Source organism: Streptomyces sp. NPDC006624 (genome assembly GCF_040611555.1).
Taxonomy (GTDB): domain Bacteria; phylum Actinomycetota; class Actinomycetes; order Streptomycetales; family Streptomycetaceae; genus Streptomyces.
Genome location: NZ_JBEXOM010000014.1, coordinates 1 through 22,341, shown reverse-complemented (window position 1 = coordinate 22,341; position 22,341 = coordinate 1). Strand labels below are relative to the sequence as shown.

Sequence of the window (22,341 nt, the reverse complement as noted above, 5' to 3'; positions counted from 1 at the left end):
GCAGCCGACCGACTGCTGGGTATGTGCACGGGATAGTATTTCCGTCGCCATGCAGAAGAACCCCACCTACACCAGCCTCGTCGCGGTCGGCGACTCCTTCACCGAGGGCATGTCGGACGTGCTGCCCGACGGCACCTACCGGGGCTGGGCGGACCTGCTCGCCGCACGGATGGCGGCCCGTACGCCCGGCTTCCAGTACGCCAACCTCGCCGTGCGCGGCAAGCTGATCCGGCAGATCGTCGAGGAGCAGGTGGACGTGGCGGCGGCCATGCGGGCCGACGTGGTCACCCTGGTCGGCGGGCTCAACGACACCCTGCGGCCCAAGTGCGACATGGGCCGGGTGCGCGGGCTCCTTGAGGAGGCCGTGGAGAAGCTGGCCCCCTCCTGCAAGCAGCTCGTGCTGATGCGCAGCCCGGGCCGGCAGGGCCCCGTCCTGGAGCGGTTCCGGCCGCGCATGGAGGAGCTGTTCGCCTGCGTCGACGAGCTGGCCGCGCGGCACGACGCGATCGTCGTCGACCTGTACGGCGCGCCCTCGCTCGCCGACCCGCGGATGTGGGACGTGGACCGGCTGCACCTGACGGCCGAGGGACACCGCAGGGTCGCGGAGGCGGTGTGGCAGGCGCTCGGGCACGACCCCGAGGACGCCGAGTGGCGCACCCCGCTGCCCGCGACGCTGCCGCCCGGCTGGGTCATGCGGCGGGTGGCGGACGCGCGCTTCGCCCGGCAGCACCTGCTCCCCTGGATCGGCCGCCGCCTGACGGGCCGCTCCTCGGGCGACGGCCTGCCGCCGAAGCGTCCCGAGCTGGCGCCGTGGGAGCTGTAGGCGGGTCACGCCCACCGCGGGATGCCCGCTCGCACCGCCGACAGCAGCTCCGCCCGGGCCGCGCGGCAGGGCTCCGACCTGCCGCGGTGTGCCCCCGGCGGGCCGCGCCGGGCCGTCCGTGAGCCCCCGCCTCAGCCCCGCCGGAGCGCTCTCGTAGGTTCCGACGAACCCACCCGTGGCGCTGGCCTGCACGAATCGCCAGTAGAATCCGTCCACGTGACTTCAGCGCCCGCCAAGCCCCGCATCCCGAACGTCCTCGCCGGACGCTACGCCTCCGCCGAGCTCGCCACGCTCTGGTCGCCCGAGCAGAAGGTGAAGCTGGAGCGGCAGCTCTGGCTCGCCGTGCTGCGCGCCCAGAAGGACCTCGGGATCGAGGTGCCCGAGGCGGCGCTCGCCGACTACGAGCGCGTCCTCGACACCGTCGACCTGGCCTCCATCGCCGAGCGCGAGAAGGTCACGCGGCACGACGTGAAGGCGCGCATCGAGGAGTTCAACGACCTCGCCGGGCACGAGCACGTGCACAAGGGCATGACCTCCCGCGACCTCACCGAGAACGTGGAGCAGCTGCAGATCCGGCTGTCGCTGGAGCTGATGCGCGACCGCACGGTGGCGGTGCTGGCCCGCCTGGGCAGGCTGGCCGGCGAGTACGGCGAGCTGGTCATGGCCGGCCGCTCCCACAACGTCGCCGCCCAGGCCACCACCCTCGGCAAGCGCTTCGCGACCGCCGCCGACGAACTGCTCGTCGCCCACGGCCGGGTCGAGGAGCTGCTCGGCCGCTACCCGCTGCGCGGCATCAAGGGCCCGGTCGGCACCGCGCAGGACATGCTGGACCTGCTGGGCGGGGACGCCGCCAAGCTCGCGGACCTGGAGCAGCGGATCGCCGCGCACCTGGGCTTCTCGCAGGCGTTCACCTCCGTCGGCCAGGTCTACCCGCGGTCGCTGGACTACGAGGTCGTGACGGCGCTGGTGCAGCTGGCGGCGGCGCCGTCCTCGCTGGCGAAGACCATCCGGCTGATGGCCGGGCACGAGCTGGTCACCGAGGGCTTCAAGCCCGGCCAGGTCGGCTCCTCGGCGATGCCGCACAAGATGAACACCCGCTCCTGCGAGCGCGTCAACGGCCTGATGGTCATCCTGCGCGGCTACGCCTCGATGACGGGCGAGCTGGCGGGCGACCAGTGGAACGAGGGCGACGTGTCCTGCTCGGTGGTGCGCCGGGTCGCGCTGCCGGACGCGTTCTTCGCGCTGGACGGTCTGCTGGAGACGTTCCTGACCGTGCTCGACGAGTTCGGGGCGTTCCCCGCGGTCGTCGCCCGCGAGCTGGACCGGTACCTGCCGTTCCTCGCCACCACCAAGGTCCTCATGGGCGCGGTGCGCGCGGGTGTCGGGCGTGAGCTCGCGCACGAGGCGATCAAGGAGAACGCCGTCGCCTCCGCGCTCGCGATGCGGGAGCAGGGCGCCGAGCGCAACGAACTGCTCGACAAGCTGGCCGCCGACGAGCGCCTCCCGCTGGACCGGGCACAGCTGGACGCGCTGATGGCGGACAAGCTGTCCTTCACCGGCGCCGCGGGGGACCAGGTGGCCGCGGTGGTCGCCCGGGTCGAGGAGATCGTCAAGCAGCACCCCCAGGCCGCGGGCTACACGCCCGGGGCGATCCTCTGACGCCGCGCACGCGATGCCGCGCTTCACACCCGAGGAACTGGAGGCCGCCCGCGACCGCGTCGTCCCCGACGTGGTCGCGGAGGACCTCCGGGTCCTGTTCTGCGGGATAAATCCCGGTCTGATGACGGCCGCGACGGGCCATCACTTCGCCCGCCCGGGCAACCGCTTCTGGCCGGTGCTGCACCGGTCCGGGTTCACCCCGCGGCTGCTGAAGCCGTCGGAGCAGCGGGAGCTGCTGGCGTACGGGCTGGGCATCACCAACGTCGTGGCCCGGCCGAGCGCCCGGGCCGACGAGCTGGGCGCCGAGGAGTACCGGGAGGGCGGGCGGCTGCTCGCGGTGAAGGTGGGGCGGCTGCGGCCGCGCTGGCTGGCGGTGGTGGGGGTGACCGCGTACCGGGCCGCGTTCGACGACCGCAAGGCCCGGGTCGGGCCGCAGACGCGGACGATCGGCGGCACGCGCGTGTGGGTGCTGCCCAATCCGAGCGGCCTGAACGCGCACTGGACGGCCGAGACGATGGCGCAGGAGTTCGCGCGCCTGCGGGAAGCGGCCGAGGACTGACGGCTCACGGCGGGGCGGTCTCCGTGACCAGGGCGAGCAGTTGGAGCCGCTGTGACGCGTCCCGGTCGGTGACCGCCACGGCGACCCAGCGGCCGGTGCCCTCGACCTCCCACACGTACGCGAGGCTCGCGCGCTCGCTCAACTCGCCCCAGGGCCCGGGTATCTCCTCGTGCGCGGTGCGCAGCAGGACGGTCCGCAGGCTGTACGGCGGGGTGTCGCCCCAGCGCGAGGCCAGCAGCTCGCAGACGGCGTCCCGGTCCTTCTCCAACTGGTCCGCCACCACCCCCCATCGCGCCGGGTCGTCGTCCGTCGCGGCGTCCAGCACCGCGACATGCCGGCCGGGCCCGGAGGCGCCGACGTCCGACGGGCCGTGCTCCGCCGGGAAGGGGCGGTAGCACAGCTCGTCGATGAGGGCGATGTGCTGTGCGATGTTCATGGCTGCAGTAAACCCGCCGCCACTGACACTTGGCGGTGCGTCAGGCCGGGCCGCCTCCCCCGGCGGTGGAGGTCGCCTCCCCCGTGCGGGGGAGGCTCGCTGCCGGTGGCGGCTGGCACGATGACGCCATGGTCCGCGTGCTGCGCCCGTTCGGCCGGGCGGTGACGTACACACGATGGCTGCATCTGGTGATGGCCGTCGTGTGGCCGTCCCTGTGGCTGTTCGTCGAGGAGTCCTGGTGGACGCAGGCCGCGGCGGCCGCCCTGCTCGCGCTCGCCGGTCTCGTGCCCGCGATGCGGCTCGTGGAGGGGCTGCAGGCCCGGCTGCTGCTGACCGGGCACCGGTACGACAGCCCGCACGCGCGGATCGTTGCCGCCCCGTCGGTCACCTGGGCCGACCGCGGACGGACCGTGCTGTGGCTGCAGGCGCGGCTCGTCGCCGGCTGCGTGGTGGCCATGCTGTCCGTGCGGCTGCCGCTCCTGTCGGCCGACCTCGTGACGATCGCGCTCGGGGGCGAGCCGGACGGCGGCGCGTGGCTGCCGGCCGGGGAACACCGCGGGTGGTACGCCCTGTTGGCGCTCCTGCCCCTGGCGCTGCTGCCCGTGGTCGTGGTCTGGTCGGGCCGCCTCATCACCGCGCTGGCGGTGCGGCTGCTCGGCCCGTCGCCGGCCGACCGGCTCGCCGCGATGGAGGAGCGCACCGAGCAGCTCCTGGAACGGACGCGCATCGCCCGCGAGTTGCACGACTCCATCGGGCACGCGCTGACGGTCGCCGTCGTCCAGGCGGGGGCCGCGCGCGCGGCGGGCGACCCGGCCTTCACCGACCGGGCGCTGGGCGCCATCGAGGAGACCGGCCGGGCCGCCCTGGAGGATCTGGAGCGGGTGCTGGCCGTCCTGCGCGCGTCGCGGGAGCCGGCCGGCGGCAGACCCACCCTCGCGGACGCCGGCCGGCTGCTGCAGTCGGCGCGGGTCTCCGGGGCGAAGGTGGACGCCGAGATCACGGGCCCGGTGGAGTCCGTGCCGGGGCCGGTGTCGCGGGAGGGCTACCGGATCCTGCAGGAGTCGCTGACCAACGTGCTGCGGCACGCGGGCGCGGTCCCGGTGCGGGTGCGGGTGCACGTCCTCGCGGACAGGCTCGTCCTCGCGATCGCCAATCCGCTGCGGGCTCCCGTTCCGGTCTCCGGGCGGGGCAGCGGCCTGCGCGGCATACGCGAGCGGGCGGCCCTGCTCGGCGGACGGGCGCGCACCGGCCCCGACGAGGGCGACTGGCAGGTTCATGTCGAGCTGCCGTTGAGTTGATCTACGCTGGTCCGATGCCGGTCACCGTTCTCCTCGTCGACGACGAACCCCTGGTGCGCGCGGGGTTGCGGGCCGTGCTGGAGGCGCAGCCCGACATCGAGGTCGTCGGGGAGGCCGCGGACGGGGCGGCGGTCATCCCCCTGGTGCGGCGGCTGCGGCCGGACGTGGTCGCCATGGACGTGCGCATGCCGCTGCTGGACGGCATCGAGGCCACCCGGGCACTGCTGCGGACGGTCGACGAGCCGCCGCGGATCCTGGTGGTGACGACGTTCGAGAACGACGAGTACGTGTACGAGGCGCTGCGGGCCGGAGCCGACGGGTTCCTGCTCAAGCGGGCCCGCCCGGCCGAGATCGTGCACGCGGTGCGGCTGATCGCCGAGGGCGAGTCGCTGCTGTTCCCGGCCTCGGTGCGGCAGCTCGCCGCCCAGTACGGCGACGGCGGGAACGGCAACCGCGCGGCCCGGGCCGTGATGGAGCGGGCCCGGCTGACCGAGCGCGAGGCGGAGGTGCTGCGGCTGATGGCACGCGGGATGTCGAACGCGGAGATCGCCGCCCGGCTGGCCGTCGGGACGGAGACCGTGAAGTCCCATGTCAGCGCGGTGCTGACGAAACTGGGGGCGCGGGACCGCACCCAGGCGGTGATCGCCGCCTACGAGTCGGGGTTCGTCGCGCCGGGCTGATCGTCCCGGGCCGGTGCCCGCCCCTCGCCGCGGTGTGCCGCGCCGAAGTACGATCCGGCCAACACGCGCACGACCTGGGAGGACGGACGGTGGGGCGGCTGACCGGCGGGGATCCCTCGCTGCTGCGCAGGATCAACTCCGCGGTGGTGCTGCACGCGCTGCGTGCCACGGACTGCGCGACGCTGACCGAGATCACCCGGGTGACGGGGTTGTCGAGGCCGACCGTCGAGGGCGTCGTGGAGGGGCTCATCGAGGCCGGGCTCGTCGTCGAGAAGGCGGCCGAGGAGGGTGCCGCCCGGCGGCAGGGACGGCCTGCGCGGCGGTTCCGGTTCCGGGCGGAGGCCGGGCATCTGCTGGGGGTGGAGATCGGGGCGCGCCGGGTGGCCGCGCTGCTGGCCGACCTGGACGGCCGGGTGATCGGCTCCCAGGCCAGGGAAGTGGCCGAGACGGCGGACGCCGACGAGCGGCTGGAGCGGCTGCGCGGGGCCGTCGCCGAGCTGCTGCGCCGGGCCGGTGTGGCGCGCGGGTCCCTGCGGGCCGTGGGCGTGGCGACGCCCGGAATCGTCGAGGCGGACGGCACGGTGCGGCTCGGGACCGCGCTGCCGGGGTGGACGGGGCTGCGGCTGGGCGAGCGGCTGAGCCGGTCGTTCAAGTGCCCGGTCCTGGTCGAGAACGACGCCAACGCGGCCGCGGTCGCCGAGCACTGGAAGGGCGCGGCCACCGAGTCGGACGACGTGGTGTTCGTGCTGGCGGGGCTCAGCCCGGGCGCCGGCGCGCTGATCGGGGGCAGGCTGCACCGGGGCTACGGCGGAGCGGCCGGTGAGATCGGGGCGCTGCACCTGCTGGGCCGGGAGGTGACGCCCGAGAAGCTGCTGTCCACCACGGACGAGCCTCTGCACCCCCTCGACGAGCAGGCGGTGGCGGAGGTCTTCGCCCAGGCGCGCGAGGGCGACCAGCGGGCCCGCGCCGCCGTGGACCGCTTCCTCCAGCGTCTGGTCCACGACGTGGCGGCCCTCGCCCTCGCCCTCGACCCGGAGCTGGTCGTCGTGGGCGGCTGGGCGGCGGGCCTGGACGGTGTCCTGGAGCCGCTGCGCCGGGAACTGGCCCGCTACTGCCTGCGCCCCCCGCAGGTGACGCTCTCCCGCCTCGGGGACGCGGCCGTGGCCACGGGCGCCCTGCGGGTCGCCCTGGACCATGTGGAGGAGGAGTTGTTCAGCGTGGAGGGCACGACCAGGGTCCGCCGGTAGGGCGCCGGCCCTCAGGGGCGCGTGCGCGCCGAGCCGCGGCGCACCCGCGCTCCCTCCTTCCCGCCGCCCCCGCGGCGTCGGCGTCAGGACGCCTGACGGATCTCCAGGCCGCCCGCGTCGCCGAAGGTCAGCCGGCATGTGTCGGCCCGGTAGGTCGCGACGGACAGGGCCGCCGTACGCGCCGCGGAGACGAACCGGGTCGTGACGACGAGGACGGGCGCTCCGGGCAGCCGGTCCAGCTCCTTGGCGTCGTCGGCGCCCGCGGAGCCCAGCTCCACCGCGTTCTCCTGCCGGTCCAGCTCGGCGCGCTGCAGCTCGCGCAGCACGGCACGCGCGCGTGCCGACCCGGACGGCGCGTCGATGCCGGAGAGGTCCGGCACGGAGAACTCCGGGACGTACAGCAGCTCGGCGGCCACCGGCCGTCCGTGCGAGACCCGCGAGCGGCGCACGATGTGCACGGCCTCGTCCCGCCCGGTCTCCAGGACCTCGGCGACGGCGGCGGGCGGCACCGCCGCCACGCAGTCCACCGGCTGCCAGGCGTCCTCGGGCCCGCCGGGCCAGGTGTGCGGGCCGGTGCCCAGGGAGACACCCATGCGGGGCGGCGCGACGGTCGTGCCGACGCCGCGGCGGCGCTGCAGCCTGCCTTCCAGTTCGAGCTGCTCCAGGGCCTGGCGGAGCGTGGCGCGGGCGACGCCGAAGCGGGCCGCGAGATCGCGCTCGTTCGGCAGGATCTCCCCCACCGAGAACTCCGAATCGAGCGCTTCGCTGAGCACCGTCTTGAGATGCCAGTACTTCGGTTCAGGTACCGATTCCAGCTGCGTGGTCCCCACCCTGTCCTCCGCAATAGCCGTGGTCGGCGGCGTTTTAACGCCCTTGTTTATTAAAGGTTGTTGCACTTCTCTGCGACCATAGGGCGGCCCTGATCCTTGGTCAAGACCAATCGCCGGGAACGTTCACGGGACGCTCGGTGAGCGCGTCCGAGCGCTCGGTGCCCGTGGGCGGCGGCCCGCTACACCTCTGTCAGCGCCCGTAGCTTGTCGGGGTTGCGGACGACGTAGACGGCCTGGACGCGTCCGTCGGCGACGTCGAGCTGGAAGACGGCGTCCGGCTCGCCGCCGGCGAGCACCAGTGCGGCCGGACCGCCGTTGACCTCCAGGAACCGCACGGTGAAGTCCTGGGCGCCCTTGCGCGCCGCGCCGATCACGAAGCGGCCCACCTTGTCGGCGCTCTCCAGCACGCGCAGCGGTGCCCGCGCCTTGCCGCCGCTGTCGCCGACGAGCCGGACGTCGGGGGCGAGCAGGGCCAGCAGCCCGTCGAGGTCGCCCTCCGCCGCGGCGGCGAGGAACCGCTCGGTGAGGTCGCGGCGCTGGGCGGGGTCGACCCGGTAGCGCGGCCGGCGCTCCTCGACGTGCTTGCGGGCCCGCCCGGCCAGCTGGCGTACCGCCGCTTCGCCGCGGTCGAGCATGGCGGCGATGTCGGCGTACGGGAAGCCGAAGGCCTCCCGCAGCACGAACACCGCCCGCTCCAGCGGTGACAGCGACTCCAGCACGACCAGGACGGCGAGCGAGACGGAGTCGGCGAGCACGGCCCGTTCGGCGGTGTCCGCCACGGTGTCGCCGAAGTCGGTGACGTACGGCTCGGGCAGCCAGGGACCGACGTACGTCTCGCCGCGGGACTTGATCTGGCGCAGCCGGTCGATGGCGAGGCGGGTGGTGATCCGGACGAGGTAGCCGCGTGGTTCGCGCACGTCGGCGCGGTCGGCGCCGGACCAGCGCAGCCAGGCCTCCTGGACCACGTCCTCCGCGTCGGCCACGCGGCCCAGCATGCGGTAGGCGACGCCCAGCAGGACGGGTCGGTGCGCTTCGAAGAGGTCGGTCGCGGTCTCGGTGGTCACGGCTCCATCCCAGCCCACCGGTGGAGCGCTGTCCAGGCGCCCTCGCCCGGGTCCGGACAGAATGGCCGAGAGGACGCCGGTGACCGGCGGCACGGCTTGCGGAGGTGGCGATGCGGTACGGAGTACTGGGCACCGGCCAGGTCGGGCGCACGCTCGGCGGACGGCTGGTGGAGCTGGGTCACGAGGTGCGTCTCGGTTCGCGCACCCGGGACAACACGGCCGCCGTGCGGTGGGCGGCCGCCGCGGGTCCGGCGGCGAGTGCGGGGACGTTCGCGGAGGCGGCGGAGTTCGGCGAGGTGCTGGTGAACGCGGTGGGCGGCCGGGTGGCGCTCGCGGCGCTGGAGGCTGCGGGCGCGCAGAACCTCGACGGGAAGGTCCTCGTGGACGTCTCCAATCCGCTGGCGTTCGAGGGGGACGAGCTGCGGCTGTCCCCCGTGGAGTCGGACAGCGTGGGCGAGCAGATCCAGCGGGCCTTCCCGCACGCGCGCGTGGTGAAGTCGCTCAACACCGTCAACTGCCGGGTGATGGTGGAGCCGGGGCGGGTGCCGGGCGGGCACCAGGTGTTCGTGTGCGGGGACGACGCGGACGCCAAGGCGCGGGTGACGGCCCTGCTCGGGGAGTTCGGCTGGCCGGCGGAACGGGTGCTCGACCTCGGCGGCATCCGGCAGGCGCGGGCCGTCGAGATGTGGCTGCCCCTGTGGGTCGGCCTGTTCCGGAAGTTCGGGCACGGGGAGTTCAACCTGGAGGTGCGCCGGGCCCGCTGAACGGCACCCGCCGGGAGGCACCGACCCCTTGGGGCTACCCGTCGGTAGCAATTGCTGACAAGCTGTCTACAGCGTCCGTCAGCGAGTACAGCCGAGGAGCACCGCATGTCCGCCACCGTCTCCTTCGAAGTCGCCTCCGCCGGGGGCGAGCGGAGCGTCACCCTGGCCTACACACGCCGGGGCAGCGGTGAACCGCTGCTCCTGCTGCACGGCATCGGCCACCACCGGCAGGTGTGGGACCCCGTGCTCCCCGCGCTGGCCGCCGAGCGCGACGTGATCGCCGTGGACCTGCCCGGATGCGGCGAGTCGCCGGCGCTCCCGGACGGCATGGCGCACGACCTGCCCACCATGGCCGGCGTCCTGGCGGCCCTCTTCCGGGCCCTGGAGGTCGAACGGCCGCACGTGGCCGGGAACTCGCTGGGCGGTCTGCTGGCCCTGGACCTGGCCCGCGCGCAGCTGGTCCGCTCGGTCACCGCCCTGTCCCCCGCCGGGTTCTGGAACGAGCCCGAACGCCGGTACGCCTTCGCCGTGCTGACGGCGATGCGGCAGCTGGCCCGGCGGATGCCGCCGCCCCTGGTCGAGCGGCTGGCCCGGCCGGCGATCGGCCGCACCCTGCTGACCAGCACCATCTACGCCCGCCCGGGCCGCCGTTCACCCGAGGCCGTGGTCGCCGAGACGCTGGCGCTGGCCGGCGCGCAGGGGTTCTCCGAGACGCTCCGCTCGGGCCGGACCGTGCGGTTCACCCACGACATCGTGGGCACGCCGGTCACCGTCGCCTGGGGCAACCGCGACCGGCTCCTCATCCCCCGCCAGGGCGTGCGCGCCAAGAGCGTCATCCCCCGGGCCCGGCTGGTGCGGCTGCCCGGCTGCGGCCACGTCCCGATGAACGACGACCCGGCACTGGTGGCCCGCGTGGTGCTCGACGGCAGCCGCTGACCCGCCGGGCGACGGCCGGCGGGCGTCCCGGGGCCTCTAGGGTCTTCCTCCATGAGGCCTCCGCAGAGCGATCCGGGCGACGGCCCCCACTCGGCCGCCTGGGAACTGCTGCTCCCCGCCGTGTCGGCGCCGGCCCGCACACGCGGCCGCGCCCTCCAGGCCGCGCTGCGCGACGCGGTCCGCTCCGGCCGGCTGGCGCCGGGCACCCGCCTGCCGTCGAGCCGGGACCTCGCGGCGGACCTGGGGGTGTCGCGGGGGCTGGTCACCGAGGCGTACGAGCAGCTCACGGCGGAGGGCTATCTGCGCAGCGGCCGGGGCGCCGGGACCTGGGTGGGCGACGCCGTACGGGCGGCCCGGCCGCGGGCCGGCGACCTGGCCCCGCGCACGCCGGGCTCGCGTGCCGACTTCGTGCCGGGGACACCCGACCTGGCGCTGTTCCCGCGCTCGGCGTGGGCCGCCGCGCAGCGCGGGGTGCTGGCCGGACTGCCGCACCGGGACCTGGGCTATCCCGATCCGCGCGGGCTGCCCCGGCTGCGTACCGCCCTGGCCGAACTGCTCGCCCGGCGGCGGGGCGTGGTGGCCGACCCGGAGCGGATCGTGGTCGTCTCGGGGGTCGCCCAGGCGACCACGCTGCTCGGCTACGCGCTGCACGCGCGCGGGATGCGCTCCATCGCGGTGGAGGACCCGGGCAGCCCCCAGCACGACACCCTGTACGCCTCGGCCGGGGTCACCGCCGTGCCGGTGCCGCTGGACGGCGAGGGCGTCGCCCCGCAGCCGCTGCGGGCGTCGGGCGTCCGGGCCGTGGTGACGACACCGGCGCACCAGTTCCCCACCGGCATCGCCTACTCGGCACGGCGCCGCGCCGCACTGCTCGACTGGGCACGGGAGGTGGACGGCCTCGTGGTGGAGGACGACTACGACGGCGACTTCCGTTACGACCGCGCCCCGGTCGGCGCGCTGCAGGGCCTCGACCCGGACCACGTGGCCTACACGGGCTCGGTCAGCAAGTCCCTCGCGCCGGGACTGCGGCTGGGCTGGCTGCTGGTGCCCGCGTCCTGGGCGGAGGACGTCGTCGAACGCAAACGCACCATGGACCTCGGCCACCCCACCCTCGACCAGGCGCTGTTCGCCCGTTTCCTGGAGCGCGGCGACTACGACCGTCAGCTGCGCCGCTGCCAGCGCGCCTACCGCGAGCGGCGGGACGCGCTGGTCGCCGCGCTTCACGAGCACTTCCCCGGCTCGGCGGTCTCCGGGATCGCCGCCGGCCTGCACGTCATCGCCACGCTGCCGCCGCGCCACGGCCCCGAGGAGCGGTTCCTCGCACGCGTCACGGCGGCCGGGGTGGCGGTGCGCCCGCTGTCGGCCTACACCCACCGGCCGGACGAGGACCCCGGGGCGAAGGAGGTGCGGCTCGTGCTGGGATACGCCCATGTGCCGCCCGCCCGGATCGCCGAGGGCGTACGGCTGATGGCGCGGGCGGCCGGCGGGTGATCCGGCCGGATCGCGGGTTCCGTCACCCCGCGGCCGGTTGTTCACTCGGTGTTCGTGCGGGCGCCGCGCCGCACCAGTAGGTGTGGCTCTGCACACTGGCCGGATCCCGTCCCTGGAGGCGTATCCATGTCCCACCGTCCCTTCCCCGGGCGCCGCGGCCTCCTGCGCGGCGCCCTCGCCGCGCCCGCGGCCCTGTCCCTGCCCGCCGCCCTCGGAGCGGCACCGGCCTTCGCACGCTCCGGGCGCCCGAAGGCGGGCTGGGGTGTACAGACGGGTGATGTGACCTGCGACTCCGGGCTGGTGTGGGTGCGCTCGGACCGGCCGGCCCGGATGGTCGTGGAGACGTCGGCGACCGAGTCGTTCCGCAACCCGCGCAGATGGCACGGCCCGCTGCTGGGCCCGGGCACCGACTTCACGGGCACGACCCGGCTGCGCGGACTGCCCCCGGGCGAGCAGATCCACTACCGCGTGCTACTGGCCGACCCGGACGACCCGCGCCGCACCGGCGAGCCGGTCACCGGCACCTTCCGCACCGCGTCCGTGCGACGCCGCGACGGGGTGCGGTTCGTCTGGTCCGGCGACCTGGCCGGACAGGGCTGGGGCATCAGCCCCGAGTTCGGCGGCTACCGGATCTACGACGCGATGGCCGCGCTGGACCCGGACTTCTTCCTGTGCAGCGGCGACAACATCTACGCCGACGGCCCCCTCACCGAGACCGTGGCCCTGCCCGACGGCCGCACCTGGCGGAACCTGGTCACCGAGGAGAAGGCCAAGGTCGCCGAGACCCTCGCGGAGTTCCGCGGCAACTTCCGCTACAACCTGCTCGACGAGAACCTGCGCGCCTTCAACGCCCGTGTCCCCTCCGTCGTCCAGTGGGACGACCACGAGGTCACCAACAACTGGTACCCGGGCGAGATCCTCACCGACGGCCGCTACACCGAGAAGCGCGTCGACGTCCTCGCCGCCCGCGCCCGCCGGGCGTTCTCGGAGTACTTCCCGATCTCCACGCTGCGCCGCCCCGACGGCCGCGTCTACCGGGTGCAGCGGCACGGGCCGCTGCTCGACGTGTTCGTCCTGGACATGCGCACCCACCGCAACGCCAACTCCCCGGGCGACCAGACCGTCGACGCACAGGGCGTCCTCGGCCGCGAGCAACTGGACTGGCTCAAGCGCGAACTGTCGCGCTCGCGGGCGGTGTGGAAGGTGATCGCCTCCGACATGCCGATCGGCCTGGTCGTGCCGGACGGCCAGAACGTCGAGGCCGTCGCCCAGGGTGACCCCGGCGTGCCGCTGGGCCGTGAGCTGCAGATCGCCGAGCTGCTGCGGCACATCAAGCACCGGCGGATCACGGGCACGGTGTGGCTGACCGCCGACGTGCACCACACCTCGGCGCAGCACTACCAGCCGTCGCGGGCCGCGTTCGGCGACTTCGAGCCGTTCTGGGAGTTCGTCTCGGGTCCGCTCAACGCCGGTGCCTTCCCGGCGAACGCGCTCGACGGCACCTTCGGGCCGGACCGGGTGTTCGTCAAGGCCCCGACCGTCGCGAACGTCTCGCCCGCAGGTGGCTACCAGTTCTTCGGCGAGGCCGACATCGACGGCGGCAGCGGCGAGCTGACGGTGCGCCTGCGGGAGCAGGACGGCACCGTGCTGTTCACGAAGGTGCTCCAGCCGGGCCGCGTCGGCCAGTAGGCACACAGCGCAACGTTTGAAGCGTGCACAAAGAGGGCACAATGCCCCCTTTACCCGCCGGTCACAGAGAATTCGCGATCACGCAACACCGTTCCGTCACAGTGGGTGCATGACGCGGAAGACGACACACACGACGGACCGGAACGACGGGCACGGCGCCGCGGGCCCGTGGCAGCACCTCGCGGGGACCTTCCGGGCCTGGCGGAGTCGACGCCACGAACACGCGCCGCCCGCGAGCGATACCGGGTCCCCGGCACCGCAGCCGGTGCCGGGGGCCCCCACGCTCTGGCGGATGCGGACGACCGTGAAGGACGAGCCGGGCTCCCTGGCGGTGCTGTGCGCGGCCCTGGCCGGGCAGCGGGTCGACATCCTCAGCCTCCAGACGCATCCGCTGGCCGAGGGCACGGTGGACGAGTTCCTGCTGCGGGCCCCGGGCGAGCTGCCGGCGGACGGGATCACCACGGCGGTCCGGTCGGCCGGCGGCACCGACACCTGGATCGAGCGGGCCGACGCGCACGACCTGGTCGACGCGCCGACCCGGGTGCTGGGACTCGCCGCCCGCACCGCCCTGGACTCCGCGGAACTCCCGCTCGCGCTGCGCCAGTTGCTGGGCCGGTGCACGATCCGGTCCCGGCCCGCGCCGGCCGGTGGCACCCGGGAGTCCGCGGGGCTGCCGGTGGAGGGCGCCCTCGACGGCACGGTGATGCGGCTGCGCGCCCCCGAGGGCGGGACGATCACCGTGGAGCGGCCCCATCTGCCGTTCACGCCGACCGAGTTCGCCCGCGCCCGGGCTCTGGTGGAACTGGACGCCCGGCTCGGGCAGCGCCTCCCGCACGGCCGGGACGTGCTCACGCTCGCCGAGGGCAGCGACATCACCGTGCGGCGGGCCGACACCCGAGACCTGGAAGCGGCCCGGGCGATGCACGACCGGTGCTCGGACCGCACGTTGCGCCTCCGCTACCACGGGCCGGTCGGCGACGCGGACCGCTATCTCAACCACCTGCTGAGCCCGCGGTTCGGCCGCACCCTCGCCGTGCAGACCGCCTCCGGGCGGATCGTCGGCCTCGGTCATCTGCTGTGGGACGGGGACGAGACGGAGGTCGCGCTGATCGTGGAGGACGCCTGGCAGCGGCGCGGGGTCGGTGCCGAGCTGCTGGGGCGGCTGGCCGGGATGGCCGTCGAAGCCGGGTGCGCGAGTGTGTACGCCGTGACGCAGGCGTCCAACACGGCCATGGTGGCGGCGATGCGGGGGCTGGGCCTCCCCCTCGACTACCAGGTCGAGGAGGGGACGCTGGTGATCACGGCCCGGCTGGACGAGTCCGCGGCCGGACGGGTGCCGAGCGTGGGGAACGCCTCGGCACCCTGAGGGCGCCGGTCAGCCGGCGGTCGCGGGCTCACCGAGACGCCGCACGCTGGGGCCCGCGCCCCCGGACCCCAGCGCCCGGTCGAGGTCGGCCCACAGGTCCTCGACGTCCTCCAGGCCCACGGACATCCGCAGCAGTCGGTCGCTCACGCCCGCTCCCCTGCGGTCCTCGGCGTCCACGATGCGGTGGCTGATCGAGGCCGGGTGCTGGATGAGCGTGTCCACGCTGCCGAGGCTCACCGCCGGGGTGATCAGGCGCACCCCGGCGATGACCTCGTGCGGGTCGCCCAGGACCTCGAAGGAGACCATGGCCCCGCCGATGCGCGGGTAGTGGACGCGGGTGACCCGCGGGTCGGCGGCGAGGCGTCCGGCGAGTTCGGCGGCCGTGGCGGAGGCCGCCCTGACCCGTACGGGAAGCGTGGACAGGCCGCGCAGCAGCAGGTAGCCGGCCAGCGGGTGCAGGACACCGCCGGTGGCGAAGCGCACCAGGCGCAGCCGGCCGGCGAACTCCTCGTCGCAGGCGACCACGCCCGCCAGCACGTCCCCGTGGCCGCCGAGGTACTTGGTGGCGCTGTGCAGGATCAGCCGGGCGCCCTGCTCGGCGGGGCGCTGCAGGACCGGCGTGGCGAAGGTGTTGTCCACGAGCAGCGGGACGGAGCCGCAGGCGTGGGCGACGGCGCGCAGGTCGACCTCGGCGAGCGTGGGGTTGGCCGGGGACTCGACCATGACCAGGCCGGTGTCGGGGCGCAGCGCGTCGGCGACGCCGGCCGGGTCGGTCCAGGTCACCTCCGAGCCCAGCAGTCCGGCGGTGAGCAGGTGGTCGCTGCAGCCGTACAGGGGGCGGACGGCGACGACGTGGCGCAGGCCCATGGAGGCCCTGGCCAGCAGGACGGCGCTCAGCGCGGCCATGCCGCTGGCGAAGGCGACGGCGGCCTCGGTGCCCTCGAGGCGGGCCAGGGCGGTCTCGAAGCGGGCGACGGTCGGGTTGCCCAGCCGTCCGTAGACCGGCGGGCCGTCCGGCTCCGCGCCGGTGGCGGCGAACGCGTCGATGCGCGCCGCCTCGTCACGGCTGTCGTACGAGGGGTAGGTGGTGGACAGGTCGATCGGCGGGGCGTGCAGCCCCTGCCGGGCGAGGTCGTCCCGCCCGGCGTGCACGGCCTCGGTGGCCAGTGCTCGCGCGGTGGTGCGTACGTCGTCGTGGGCGCCCGGGCGCGCTGTGTCCATGTCCATGGCAGGACAGCGTGAACATCGGCCGGGGTGCCGTGCGCACATCCCGTGCTACGTTCGGCCGATGGCTGAATCTGTCGTACTGGATCCGGTGGACCTGCATCTGCTGCGGCTGCTGCAGAACGACGCCCGGGCGACGTACCGGGACCTCGCCGCGCAGGTCGGGGTGGCGCCGTCGACCTGTCTGGACCGGGTCACCCGGCTGCGCCGCTCGGGTGTGATCCTCGGGCACCGGCTGGAACTGGATCCGGCCAAGCTGGGCCGTGGCCTGGAGGCGCTGCTGTCGGTGCAGGTCAGACCGCACCGGCGGGAGCTGGTGGGGCCGTTCGTGGAGCGGATCCGGGCGCTGCCGGAGTCGCGGACGGTGTTCCACCTGACCGGGCCGGACGACTACCTGGTGCATGTCGCGGTGGCCGACATGGCGGACCTGCAGCGGCTGGTCCTGGACGGGTTCACCTCGCGCCGGGAGGTGGCGCGGGTGGAGACCCGGCTGATCTTCCAGCAGTGGGAGTGCGGGCCGCTGCTGCCGCCTTCGCCCTCGGCTCAATCGGCGTGACGCGTGCGGTCCCCCGTACGAGGATGGCCGCATGTCTGAGATCACGAACCCGCTGCCCCGTGAGGTCGCCGACGCCTACGTCGACGAGCTCGTCGCCCTCGACCCGATCACCGGTACGTTCCTCGGCGTGCGGGAGAGTTCGGGCAGGCTGCCCGACACCTCGCCCGCGGGCCAGGAGGCGCTCGCGGAGCTGGCGCGCCGGACGCTGGAGCGGCTGGACGAGGCGGAGCGGCGGCCGGGCGCGGACCGTGACATCGAACGCCGCTGCGCACGGCTGCTGCGCGAGCGGCTGACCGCTGAACTGGCCGTGCACGAGGCCGACGAGAGCCTGCGTTCCGTCAGCAACCTGAGCTCCGTCGCGCACGCGGTGCGGCAGGTGTTCACGGTGACGCCCGCGCAGAGCGAGGAGGACTGGGCGGCGATCGCCGAGCGGCTGCGGGCGGTCCCGGCCGCGCTGGAGGGCTACCGCGCGTCCCTGGCGCTCGGCCTGGAGCGGAAGCTGTACGCCGGGCCCCGCGCCACGGCCACGTTCACGGAGCAGCTCGGCGAGTGGGCGGACGCCGACGGCGAGGGACGCGGCTGGTTCGAGGTCTTCGCGGCCGCCGGACCCGAGTCCCTGCGGCCGGAGCTGGACGCGGCGGCCCGCGCGGCAGGCGAGGCCGTGGTGCGGCTGCGCGACTGGATGCGGGACGTGTACGCCCCGACGGTCGAGGGCGCCCCGGACGTGGTCGGCCGGGAGCGGTACGCCCGCTGGGTGCGCTACTTCAACGGCACGGACCTCGACCTGGACGAGGCGTACGCCTACGGCTGGTCCGAGTACCACCGGCTGCTCGCGGAGATGCGGACCGAGGCCGAGAAGATCCTGCCGGGCGCGGCCACGCCGTGGGTGGCGCTGGCGCACCTCGACGAGCACGGGACGCACATCGAGGGCGTCGACGAGGTGCGCGACTGGTTGCAGGGCCTGATGGACGAGGCGATCGACGCCCTCGACGGCACCCACTTCGACCTGGCCGAGCGGGTGCGCCGGGTCGAGTCGCGCATCGCCCCTCCGGGCAGCGCCGCCGCCCCCTACTACACCCCGCCGTCGGACGACTTCTCCCGCCCGGGCTGCACCTGGCTGCCCACCATGGGCAAGGACCGCTTCCCCGTCTACGACCTGGTGTCGACGTGGTACCACGAGGGCGTTCCCGGCCACCACCTGCAGCTGGCGCAGTGGAAGCACGTGGCGCGGGACCTCTCCCGCTACCAGGCGAGCGTGGGCATGGTGAGCGCCAACGCCGAGGGCTGGGCGCTGTACGCGGAGCGGCTGATGGACGAGCTGGGCTTCCTGACGGACGCGGAGCGCCGGCTCGGCTACCTGGACGCGCAGATGATGCGGGCCGTGCGCGTCATCATCGACATCGGCATGCACCTGGAGCTCTCGATCCCGGACGACTCGCCCTTCCACCCCGGCGAGCGCTGGACGCCGGAGCTGGCGCAGGAGTTCTTCGGCGCGCACAGCAGCCGCCCGTCGGACTTCGTGGAGAGCGAGCTGACCCGCTACCTGTCCATGCCGGGTCAGGCCATCGGGTACAAGCTCGGCGAGCGGGCCTGGCTGCTGGGCCGGGAGAACGCCCGCAAGCGGCACGGGGACGCCTTCGACCCGAAGGCGTGGCACATGGCGGCGCTGTCGCAGGGCTCCCTGGGCCTGGACGACCTGGTGGACGAGCTGTCGCGGCTGTAGCCGTCGCGCCGGCTCCCGGGGGCCGCGTCGCCGGGCGGGTGCGGGTCCGTCGTGGCCGGTCGCGCGGTTCCCCGCGCCCCTGGAGGGCGTCCTTCAGCGCGGCGACAGCAGGTGGAGCCGGACGAGGTCCAGCCAGGTCTCCGGGCCCGGCTGGACCCGCGCCGCGCTGACGGCGTAGGTGCCCGGTTCCAGGGCGACCCGGACCTGGCCGGAACCGGCGAGGCCCGTCCCGGGCCAGGCCGCGTCGAAGAGGCGGACGGGCCCGGGCACCTTCCAGGTCAGCACCGGGCCCCACTGGGCCGAGGCAGCCGCCGCGGCGACGCTCGCCAGCACGTCCTCCTCGGAGTCGGCCGCGCACCAGCGGACGAGCAGACCGGGCCCGGGCAGGTAGGCCGTCGCGGCCGGTTCGTCGCCCAGGACGAGGGCGGCGCCGTCGCCGACCGGCAGGAGCCCGACCTGGCCGTCCACCTCGCAGGCCCGGTCGTAGTCCGAGGCGGTCTCCTCGCCGTCGGCGCCCGTCCAGAACGGCAGGACGGTCTCGGGCACCGCTATCAGCGGCCCGCCGCCCGACTCCACCCATTCCACGACGCCCGGTTCCGCGTATCGCACCATGACGCAAGAACCTACAGGGTCAACTCGCGTGCGGTGAGCGGGGGTTCAGCAGCCGCACGCGGCGGCGTCCACGGGGGCCGTCAGCGGGTCCGGATCGCGGCGTCCGCGCCCCCGCCGGGTCTCGTACTCCAGGCCCTCGCGCACCCAGTACTCGAAGCCGCCGAGCATCTCCTTGACCCGGTAGCCGAGTCCGGCGAGGGCGAGGGCCGCGCGGGCGGCGCCGTTGCAGCCGGGCCCCCAGCAGTACGTCACCACCGGCACCGACGGGTCGAGCAGCCGCCCGGCCCGCTCGGCGACGAGCGCGGTCGGCAGGTGGAGCGCACCCGGGACGTGGCCCTGGTCCCAGGCCTCGGTGGAGCGGGAGTCGACGAGGACGAAGCCCGGGTCGCCGGTGGCCAGGGCGGTGGCGACGTCGGACACGTCGGTGTGGAAGGCGAGACCGGCACGGAAATGGGCGGCGGCCTCGGCCGGAGCGGCGGGGGCGACGCGCAGGACGGGGTTCACGGTGGTGGTCATGGACAGGAAACTACGGCCGTCCGGCCACCGGCTGAAGGGGCGATCACCGGCGCGGGGCTTGATCGGCCGGGGATTCCCCTGCTATTCCTCGGTGATGACCGCGTATTCCCCGGACGCCACAGACTGGCGCATCCTCGAGGTCCTCCAGCGGGAGGGCCGGACCGGTTTCGCCGAGCTCGCCCGGGCCGTCTCCATGTCCGCGAGCGCGGTCACCGAGCGGGTCCGGCGCATGGAGGAGGCCGGGGTCATCCAGGGCTACGCGGCCGTGGTGGACCCCGAGCGGCTGGGGCTGCCGATCCTGGCGTTCGTGCGCCTGAGGTACCCGACCGGCAACTACAAGCCCTTCCACGACCTCGTCGCCGCCACGCCCGAGATCCTGGAGGCGCACCACGTCACGGGCGACGACTGCTTCGTCATCAAGGTCACGGCCCGCTCCATGCGGCACCTGGAGGAGGTGTCCGGGAAGATCGGGGCGCTGGGCTCGGTGACCACGAGCGTCGTGTACTCCTCGCCCCTCCCCCGCCGGCCCCTCGGCCGCTGAGCTGCGCCGGGCTCAGCCGGCGCCGCGCTGCCGCAGCACCGAACCCGACCTGCCCTTGACGACCTCCAGCTGGGCGTGGACGCGCCGCCGCAGGTCGGCCACGTGGCTGACGATGCCGACGCTGCGGTCGCGTTCGCGCAGCGAGTCGAGGACGTCGAGGACCTCGTCGAGGGTCTGGTCGTCGAGGCTGCCGAAGCCCTCGTCGATGAAGAGGGTGTCGAGCCGCACCCCGCCCGCCTCGTCCGTGACCACGTCGGCCAGACCGAGGGCGAGGGCGAGGGAGGCGAAGAACGTCTCCCCGCCCGACAGCGTCGCCGTGTCGCGTTCGCGGCCCGTCCAGGCGTCGACGACGTGCAGCCCGAGGCCGCTGCGGCCGCGTCCGGTGCGGTCGTCGGAGTGGACCAGGGTGTAGCGGCCGGACGACATGCGCCGCAGCCGTACGGTCGCGGCGGCGGCGACCTGCTCCAGCCGGGCCGCCAGCACGTACGACTCCAGGCGCATCCGGCGTTCGTTGTCGGCCGAGGTGCCCGCGGTGAGGCCGGCCATCCGGGCGACCCGGTCGTACTCCTCGCGCAGCGGACCCAGCCGGCGCACCGAGGCGGCGGCCCGGGCGGACAGCCGGTCGAGTTCGGCGCACCGCCGCACGGCGGCGTCGTGCGCGGAGGCCGCGTCGCGCAGCCGGCGGGTGGCGTCGTCGGCCGCGCGCTGGGCCGTCCCGGGGTCGGCGGGCGCCCGCCCGGCCGCTGCCGCGGCGTCGGCCTCGGCGAGGACCGCGCGCACGGCGGCCTCCTCCTGCTGCCAGTCGTCCAGCCGCCGTTGCAGCTCGCGGTGGGCGCGGGCGTCGAGGAGGGCGTCCGCGGCGGCCTGCGGGGTGTCGAAACCGGCGCGAAAGGCGGCGTCGGCGAGCCGGGCGTCGGCGTCCTTCAGGCGCTGGGCGCTGTCCTCGGCGGCACGGGCGGCGTCGGCGGCGTCCGTGAGCAGGGCCGCCCGCCGCTCCAGCTGCGCGGCCCGCGCGGCGACGCTGTCCAGGTCGCCCCGTGCCCGCTCCAGCTCCTCCTCCAGGGAAGCGCGTTCGCGGTCCAGTCGTTCGCGGTGCCCGACCCGGGAGGCGGCCCGGACGGCGGCCTCCTGCCGGGCGGCGACCCGCCGTTCGTGCTCGTGCCCGGCCTGCCGCAGCCGCTCCTGCGCGGCGTGCAGCTCGGCGGCGGCGCCGCGGGCCTGCGCGTACTGCTCCTCCAGCTCGGCGGCTTCGCGCTCCAGCAGGGCGGTCGGCGCGTCGCCCGCCTCGGCGGTGGCGGCGGCCAGTGCCTCCCGTACGACGCCGAGGCGCCGCTCGCACTCGGTGTGCGCGTCGTCGGCACGCTGGAAGGCGGCCAGGGCGCGCTCCTCCGCCTCGCGGTCGACGTGCCCGGCGACCTTGCGGGCGGGGGCGGGGTGTTCGGTGGCTCCGCAGACGGCGCAGGGCTCGCCGGGGGTGAGGTGGGCGGCCAGTTCGGCGGCGATGCCGGTGAGGCGCTGCTCCTTGAGGTCGAGCCAGTGCTGCTTGGCCCGCAGCGCCTCCTCCCGTGCGGCGGTGGCCTGCCCGACCGCCTCCTCGGTGTCCCGGGCGAGCCGGTCGCGCAGCCGGGCGGCCCGCAGGCGCTGCCGGGCGGGCTCGCGCCGGACCGCGAGCTGCTCGGCGAGGGAGGCGGCCTGCTGTGCGGAGTCCACCCGGGCCTGGAGGCGGTTGCGGGTCTCCTCCCAGCCGTCGAGCCAGGACTCCGCCTCTTGCAGGAGGTCGGCGTCGGCGCGCTCCTGGCGGTCGAGACCGGCGCGTTCGTCGAGGAGTTCGGTCAGGCGGCGCTCGGCGCGGCGGGCCGCGTCCAGGCCGCCCAGTTCCTCGGCGGCGCGGCGTGCGGCGGTGGCGAGTCCGGCGGCGCCCGCTTCGGCGAAGCGCTCGGGCAGCAGGGCCCGCGCACGGTCCTCGGCGGCGGTGGCGCGGCGGTGTTCGGCGTCGGCGGACTCGCGCAGGTCCAGGGCGGGCGCGACGGCCTCGGCCTTGCGGGAGCGCTCCATGAGCGCCTGCGCCTCCCGGTACGCCCCGGCTCCCTCCGCCAGGCGCGCGGCCCGTTCCCGCGCCTCGGCGTGGCGGCGCTGGAGCCGGGCGAGTTCGCGCGCCTCGTCCAGGGCGCGGCCTGCGGCGGCCTGCGCGGACTCGGCGGCGGCGAGCCCGCACTCGGCGACGGTGAGCTGCTCCCGGGCGGTGCTGCGGGCCACGGCGGCGGCGGCCAGCACGGCGTCGGCGAGCCCGGGCGCGCCCGGTGCCCGGGCGGGGCGCTCCAAGGCGC

The 22,341-nt window shown here is 75.1% G+C and carries 21 protein-coding genes; 14 read left to right on the top strand and 7 right to left on the bottom strand.

Going from position 1 to position 22,341, the window contains the following annotated elements:
* The first annotated feature begins 49 nt into the window (after window positions 1-49).
* The 3 genes from ABZY20_RS24275 (at window position 50) to mug (ending at window position 3,041) form a co-directional block, all read left to right on the top strand.
* Entirely contained in the window at window positions 50-823 is a 774-nt protein-coding gene (locus ABZY20_RS24275) for an SGNH/GDSL hydrolase family protein (protein WP_356443634.1), read from the top strand.
* A 216-nt stretch (window positions 824-1,039) separates the two neighbouring features.
* The gene (gene purB / locus ABZY20_RS24270; protein WP_356443633.1) at window positions 1,040-2,482 is read left to right on the top strand and encodes an adenylosuccinate lyase; all 1,443 of its coding nucleotides are present in this window, start codon (window positions 1,040-1,042) and stop codon (window positions 2,480-2,482) included.
* Window positions 2,483-2,495: 13 nt separating this feature from the next.
* On the top strand, window positions 2,496-3,041 hold the full coding sequence (gene mug, locus ABZY20_RS24265) for a G/U mismatch-specific DNA glycosylase (RefSeq protein ID WP_356443632.1): 546 nt from the start codon (window positions 2,496-2,498) through the stop codon (window positions 3,039-3,041).
* Window positions 3,042-3,045: 4 nt separating this feature from the next.
* Here the strand turns inward: mug and ABZY20_RS24260 are convergent, their stop codons facing one another.
* Complete coding sequence (locus tag ABZY20_RS24260) at window positions 3,046-3,477, bottom strand: hypothetical protein (RefSeq protein WP_356443631.1); 432 nt, start codon at window positions 3,475-3,477, stop codon at window positions 3,046-3,048.
* A 128-nt stretch (window positions 3,478-3,605) separates the two neighbouring features.
* On the opposite strand from ABZY20_RS24260, the gene ABZY20_RS24255 reads away from it, so the two are divergent.
* From ABZY20_RS24255 to ABZY20_RS24245, 3 genes are all read left to right on the top strand, one after another.
* Window positions 3,606-4,775 carry a histidine kinase gene (locus tag ABZY20_RS24255; RefSeq protein WP_356443630.1) on the top strand — a complete coding sequence of 390 codons (1,170 nt, stop codon included), beginning with the start codon at window positions 3,606-3,608 and terminating at the stop codon, window positions 4,773-4,775.
* Window positions 4,776-4,789: 14 nt separating this feature from the next.
* Entirely contained in the window at window positions 4,790-5,455 is a 666-nt protein-coding gene (locus ABZY20_RS24250; RefSeq protein ID WP_356443629.1) for a response regulator transcription factor, read from the top strand.
* 89 nt (window positions 5,456-5,544) lie between these two features.
* Entirely contained in the window at window positions 5,545-6,702 is a 1,158-nt protein-coding gene (locus ABZY20_RS24245) for an ROK family transcriptional regulator (protein WP_356443628.1), read from the top strand.
* Between the two features lie 83 nt (window positions 6,703-6,785).
* Here the strand turns inward: ABZY20_RS24245 and ABZY20_RS24240 are convergent, their stop codons facing one another.
* Window positions 6,786-7,532, bottom strand: a complete 747-nt coding sequence (locus ABZY20_RS24240) for a GntR family transcriptional regulator (protein WP_356443627.1) — start codon at window positions 7,530-7,532, stop codon at window positions 6,786-6,788.
* A 179-nt stretch (window positions 7,533-7,711) separates the two neighbouring features.
* Entirely contained in the window at window positions 7,712-8,596 is an 885-nt protein-coding gene (locus ABZY20_RS24235) for an RNA polymerase sigma-70 factor (protein WP_356443626.1), read from the bottom strand.
* 110 nt (window positions 8,597-8,706) lie between these two features.
* Here ABZY20_RS24235 and ABZY20_RS24230 point away from each other — a divergent pair, with 110 nt between their 5' ends.
* The 5 genes from ABZY20_RS24230 (at window position 8,707) to ABZY20_RS24210 (ending at window position 14,842) form a co-directional block, all read left to right on the top strand.
* Entirely contained in the window at window positions 8,707-9,360 is a 654-nt protein-coding gene (locus ABZY20_RS24230) for an NAD(P)-binding domain-containing protein (RefSeq protein ID WP_356443625.1), read from the top strand.
* Window positions 9,361-9,465: 105 nt separating this feature from the next.
* Window positions 9,466-10,296, top strand: coding sequence for an alpha/beta fold hydrolase (locus ABZY20_RS24225; RefSeq protein WP_356443624.1), 831 nt, complete (start codon window positions 9,466-9,468; stop codon window positions 10,294-10,296).
* A gap of 51 nt (window positions 10,297-10,347) precedes the next feature.
* A complete protein-coding gene (locus tag ABZY20_RS24220; protein ID WP_356443623.1) occupies window positions 10,348-11,787 on the top strand; it encodes a PLP-dependent aminotransferase family protein in 1,440 nt (479 codons plus the stop codon).
* 126 nt (window positions 11,788-11,913) lie between these two features.
* Window positions 11,914-13,476, top strand: coding sequence for an alkaline phosphatase D family protein (locus ABZY20_RS24215; RefSeq protein ID WP_356443622.1), 1,563 nt, complete (start codon window positions 11,914-11,916; stop codon window positions 13,474-13,476).
* Between the two features lie 109 nt (window positions 13,477-13,585).
* Window positions 13,586-14,842, top strand: coding sequence for a GNAT family N-acetyltransferase (locus ABZY20_RS24210; RefSeq protein ID WP_356443621.1), 1,257 nt, complete (start codon window positions 13,586-13,588; stop codon window positions 14,840-14,842).
* Window positions 14,843-14,851: 9 nt separating this feature from the next.
* Here the strand turns inward: ABZY20_RS24210 and ABZY20_RS24205 are convergent, their stop codons facing one another.
* The gene (locus tag ABZY20_RS24205) at window positions 14,852-16,063 is read right to left on the bottom strand and encodes a PLP-dependent transferase (RefSeq protein ID WP_356443861.1); all 1,212 of its coding nucleotides are present in this window, start codon (window positions 16,061-16,063) and stop codon (window positions 14,852-14,854) included.
* Window positions 16,064-16,130: 67 nt separating this feature from the next.
* Here ABZY20_RS24205 and ABZY20_RS24200 point away from each other — a divergent pair, with 67 nt between their 5' ends.
* Together ABZY20_RS24200 and ABZY20_RS24195 are read left to right on the top strand one after the other, a co-directional pair.
* Complete coding sequence (locus tag ABZY20_RS24200; RefSeq protein ID WP_031137002.1) at window positions 16,131-16,622, top strand: Lrp/AsnC family transcriptional regulator; 492 nt, start codon at window positions 16,131-16,133, stop codon at window positions 16,620-16,622.
* 31 nt (window positions 16,623-16,653) lie between these two features.
* Window positions 16,654-18,345 (top strand): DUF885 domain-containing protein, encoded by a 1,692-nt coding sequence (locus ABZY20_RS24195; protein ID WP_356443620.1) that lies wholly within the window; start codon window positions 16,654-16,656, stop codon window positions 18,343-18,345.
* Window positions 18,346-18,438: 93 nt separating this feature from the next.
* Here ABZY20_RS24195 and ABZY20_RS24190 read toward each other — a convergent pair whose 3' ends face one another.
* The gene (locus tag ABZY20_RS24190) at window positions 18,439-18,957 is read right to left on the bottom strand and encodes an Imm21 family immunity protein (RefSeq protein WP_356443619.1); all 519 of its coding nucleotides are present in this window, start codon (window positions 18,955-18,957) and stop codon (window positions 18,439-18,441) included.
* Between the two features lie 45 nt (window positions 18,958-19,002).
* The gene (locus ABZY20_RS24185; RefSeq protein ID WP_356443618.1) at window positions 19,003-19,473 is read right to left on the bottom strand and encodes a rhodanese-like domain-containing protein; all 471 of its coding nucleotides are present in this window, start codon (window positions 19,471-19,473) and stop codon (window positions 19,003-19,005) included.
* Between the two features lie 94 nt (window positions 19,474-19,567).
* On the opposite strand from ABZY20_RS24185, the gene ABZY20_RS24180 reads away from it, so the two are divergent.
* Window positions 19,568-20,014, top strand: a complete 447-nt coding sequence (locus tag ABZY20_RS24180) for an Lrp/AsnC family transcriptional regulator (RefSeq protein ID WP_356443617.1) — start codon at window positions 19,568-19,570, stop codon at window positions 20,012-20,014.
* A gap of 12 nt (window positions 20,015-20,026) precedes the next feature.
* On the opposite strand, the gene ABZY20_RS24175 is transcribed toward ABZY20_RS24180, so the two are convergent.
* The coding region (locus ABZY20_RS24175; RefSeq protein ID WP_356443616.1) for an SbcC/MukB-like Walker B domain-containing protein at window positions 20,027-22,341 on the bottom strand (2,315 nt) is incomplete at its 5' end.

What these genes read in the sequence shown, in the direction of transcription:
- ABZY20_RS24195 (WP_356443620.1), top strand. Translation starts at nt 16,654, where the DNA reads ATGTCTGAGATCACGAACCCGCTGCCCCGTGAGGTCGCCGACGCCTAC.
- ABZY20_RS24255 (WP_356443630.1), top strand. Translation starts at nt 3,606, where the DNA reads ATGGTCCGCGTGCTGCGCCCGTTCGGCCGGGCGGTGACGTACACACGA.
- ABZY20_RS24225 (WP_356443624.1), top strand. Translation starts at nt 9,466, where the DNA reads ATGTCCGCCACCGTCTCCTTCGAAGTCGCCTCCGCCGGGGGCGAGCGG.
- mug (WP_356443632.1), top strand. Translation starts at nt 2,496, where the DNA reads ATGCCGCGCTTCACACCCGAGGAACTGGAGGCCGCCCGCGACCGCGTC.
- ABZY20_RS24210 (WP_356443621.1), top strand. Translation starts at nt 13,586, where the DNA reads ATGACGCGGAAGACGACACACACGACGGACCGGAACGACGGGCACGGC.
- ABZY20_RS24260 (WP_356443631.1), bottom strand. Translation starts at nt 3,477, where the DNA reads ATGAACATCGCACAGCACATCGCCCTCATCGACGAGCTGTGCTACCGC.
- ABZY20_RS24185 (WP_356443618.1), bottom strand. Translation starts at nt 19,473, where the DNA reads ATGACCACCACCGTGAACCCCGTCCTGCGCGTCGCCCCCGCCGCTCCG.
- ABZY20_RS24180 (WP_356443617.1), top strand. Translation starts at nt 19,568, where the DNA reads ATGACCGCGTATTCCCCGGACGCCACAGACTGGCGCATCCTCGAGGTC.
- ABZY20_RS24205 (WP_356443861.1), bottom strand. Translation starts at nt 16,063, where the DNA reads ATGGACACAGCGCGCCCGGGCGCCCACGACGACGTACGCACCACCGCG.
- ABZY20_RS24200 (WP_031137002.1), top strand. Translation starts at nt 16,131, where the DNA reads ATGGCTGAATCTGTCGTACTGGATCCGGTGGACCTGCATCTGCTGCGG.
- ABZY20_RS24230 (WP_356443625.1), top strand. Translation starts at nt 8,707, where the DNA reads ATGCGGTACGGAGTACTGGGCACCGGCCAGGTCGGGCGCACGCTCGGC.
- ABZY20_RS24275 (WP_356443634.1), top strand. Translation starts at nt 50, where the DNA reads ATGCAGAAGAACCCCACCTACACCAGCCTCGTCGCGGTCGGCGACTCC.
- ABZY20_RS24220 (WP_356443623.1), top strand. Translation starts at nt 10,348, where the DNA reads ATGAGGCCTCCGCAGAGCGATCCGGGCGACGGCCCCCACTCGGCCGCC.
- ABZY20_RS24250 (WP_356443629.1), top strand. Translation starts at nt 4,790, where the DNA reads ATGCCGGTCACCGTTCTCCTCGTCGACGACGAACCCCTGGTGCGCGCG.
- ABZY20_RS24215 (WP_356443622.1), top strand. Translation starts at nt 11,914, where the DNA reads ATGTCCCACCGTCCCTTCCCCGGGCGCCGCGGCCTCCTGCGCGGCGCC.
- ABZY20_RS24190 (WP_356443619.1), bottom strand. Translation starts at nt 18,957, where the DNA reads ATGGTGCGATACGCGGAACCGGGCGTCGTGGAATGGGTGGAGTCGGGC.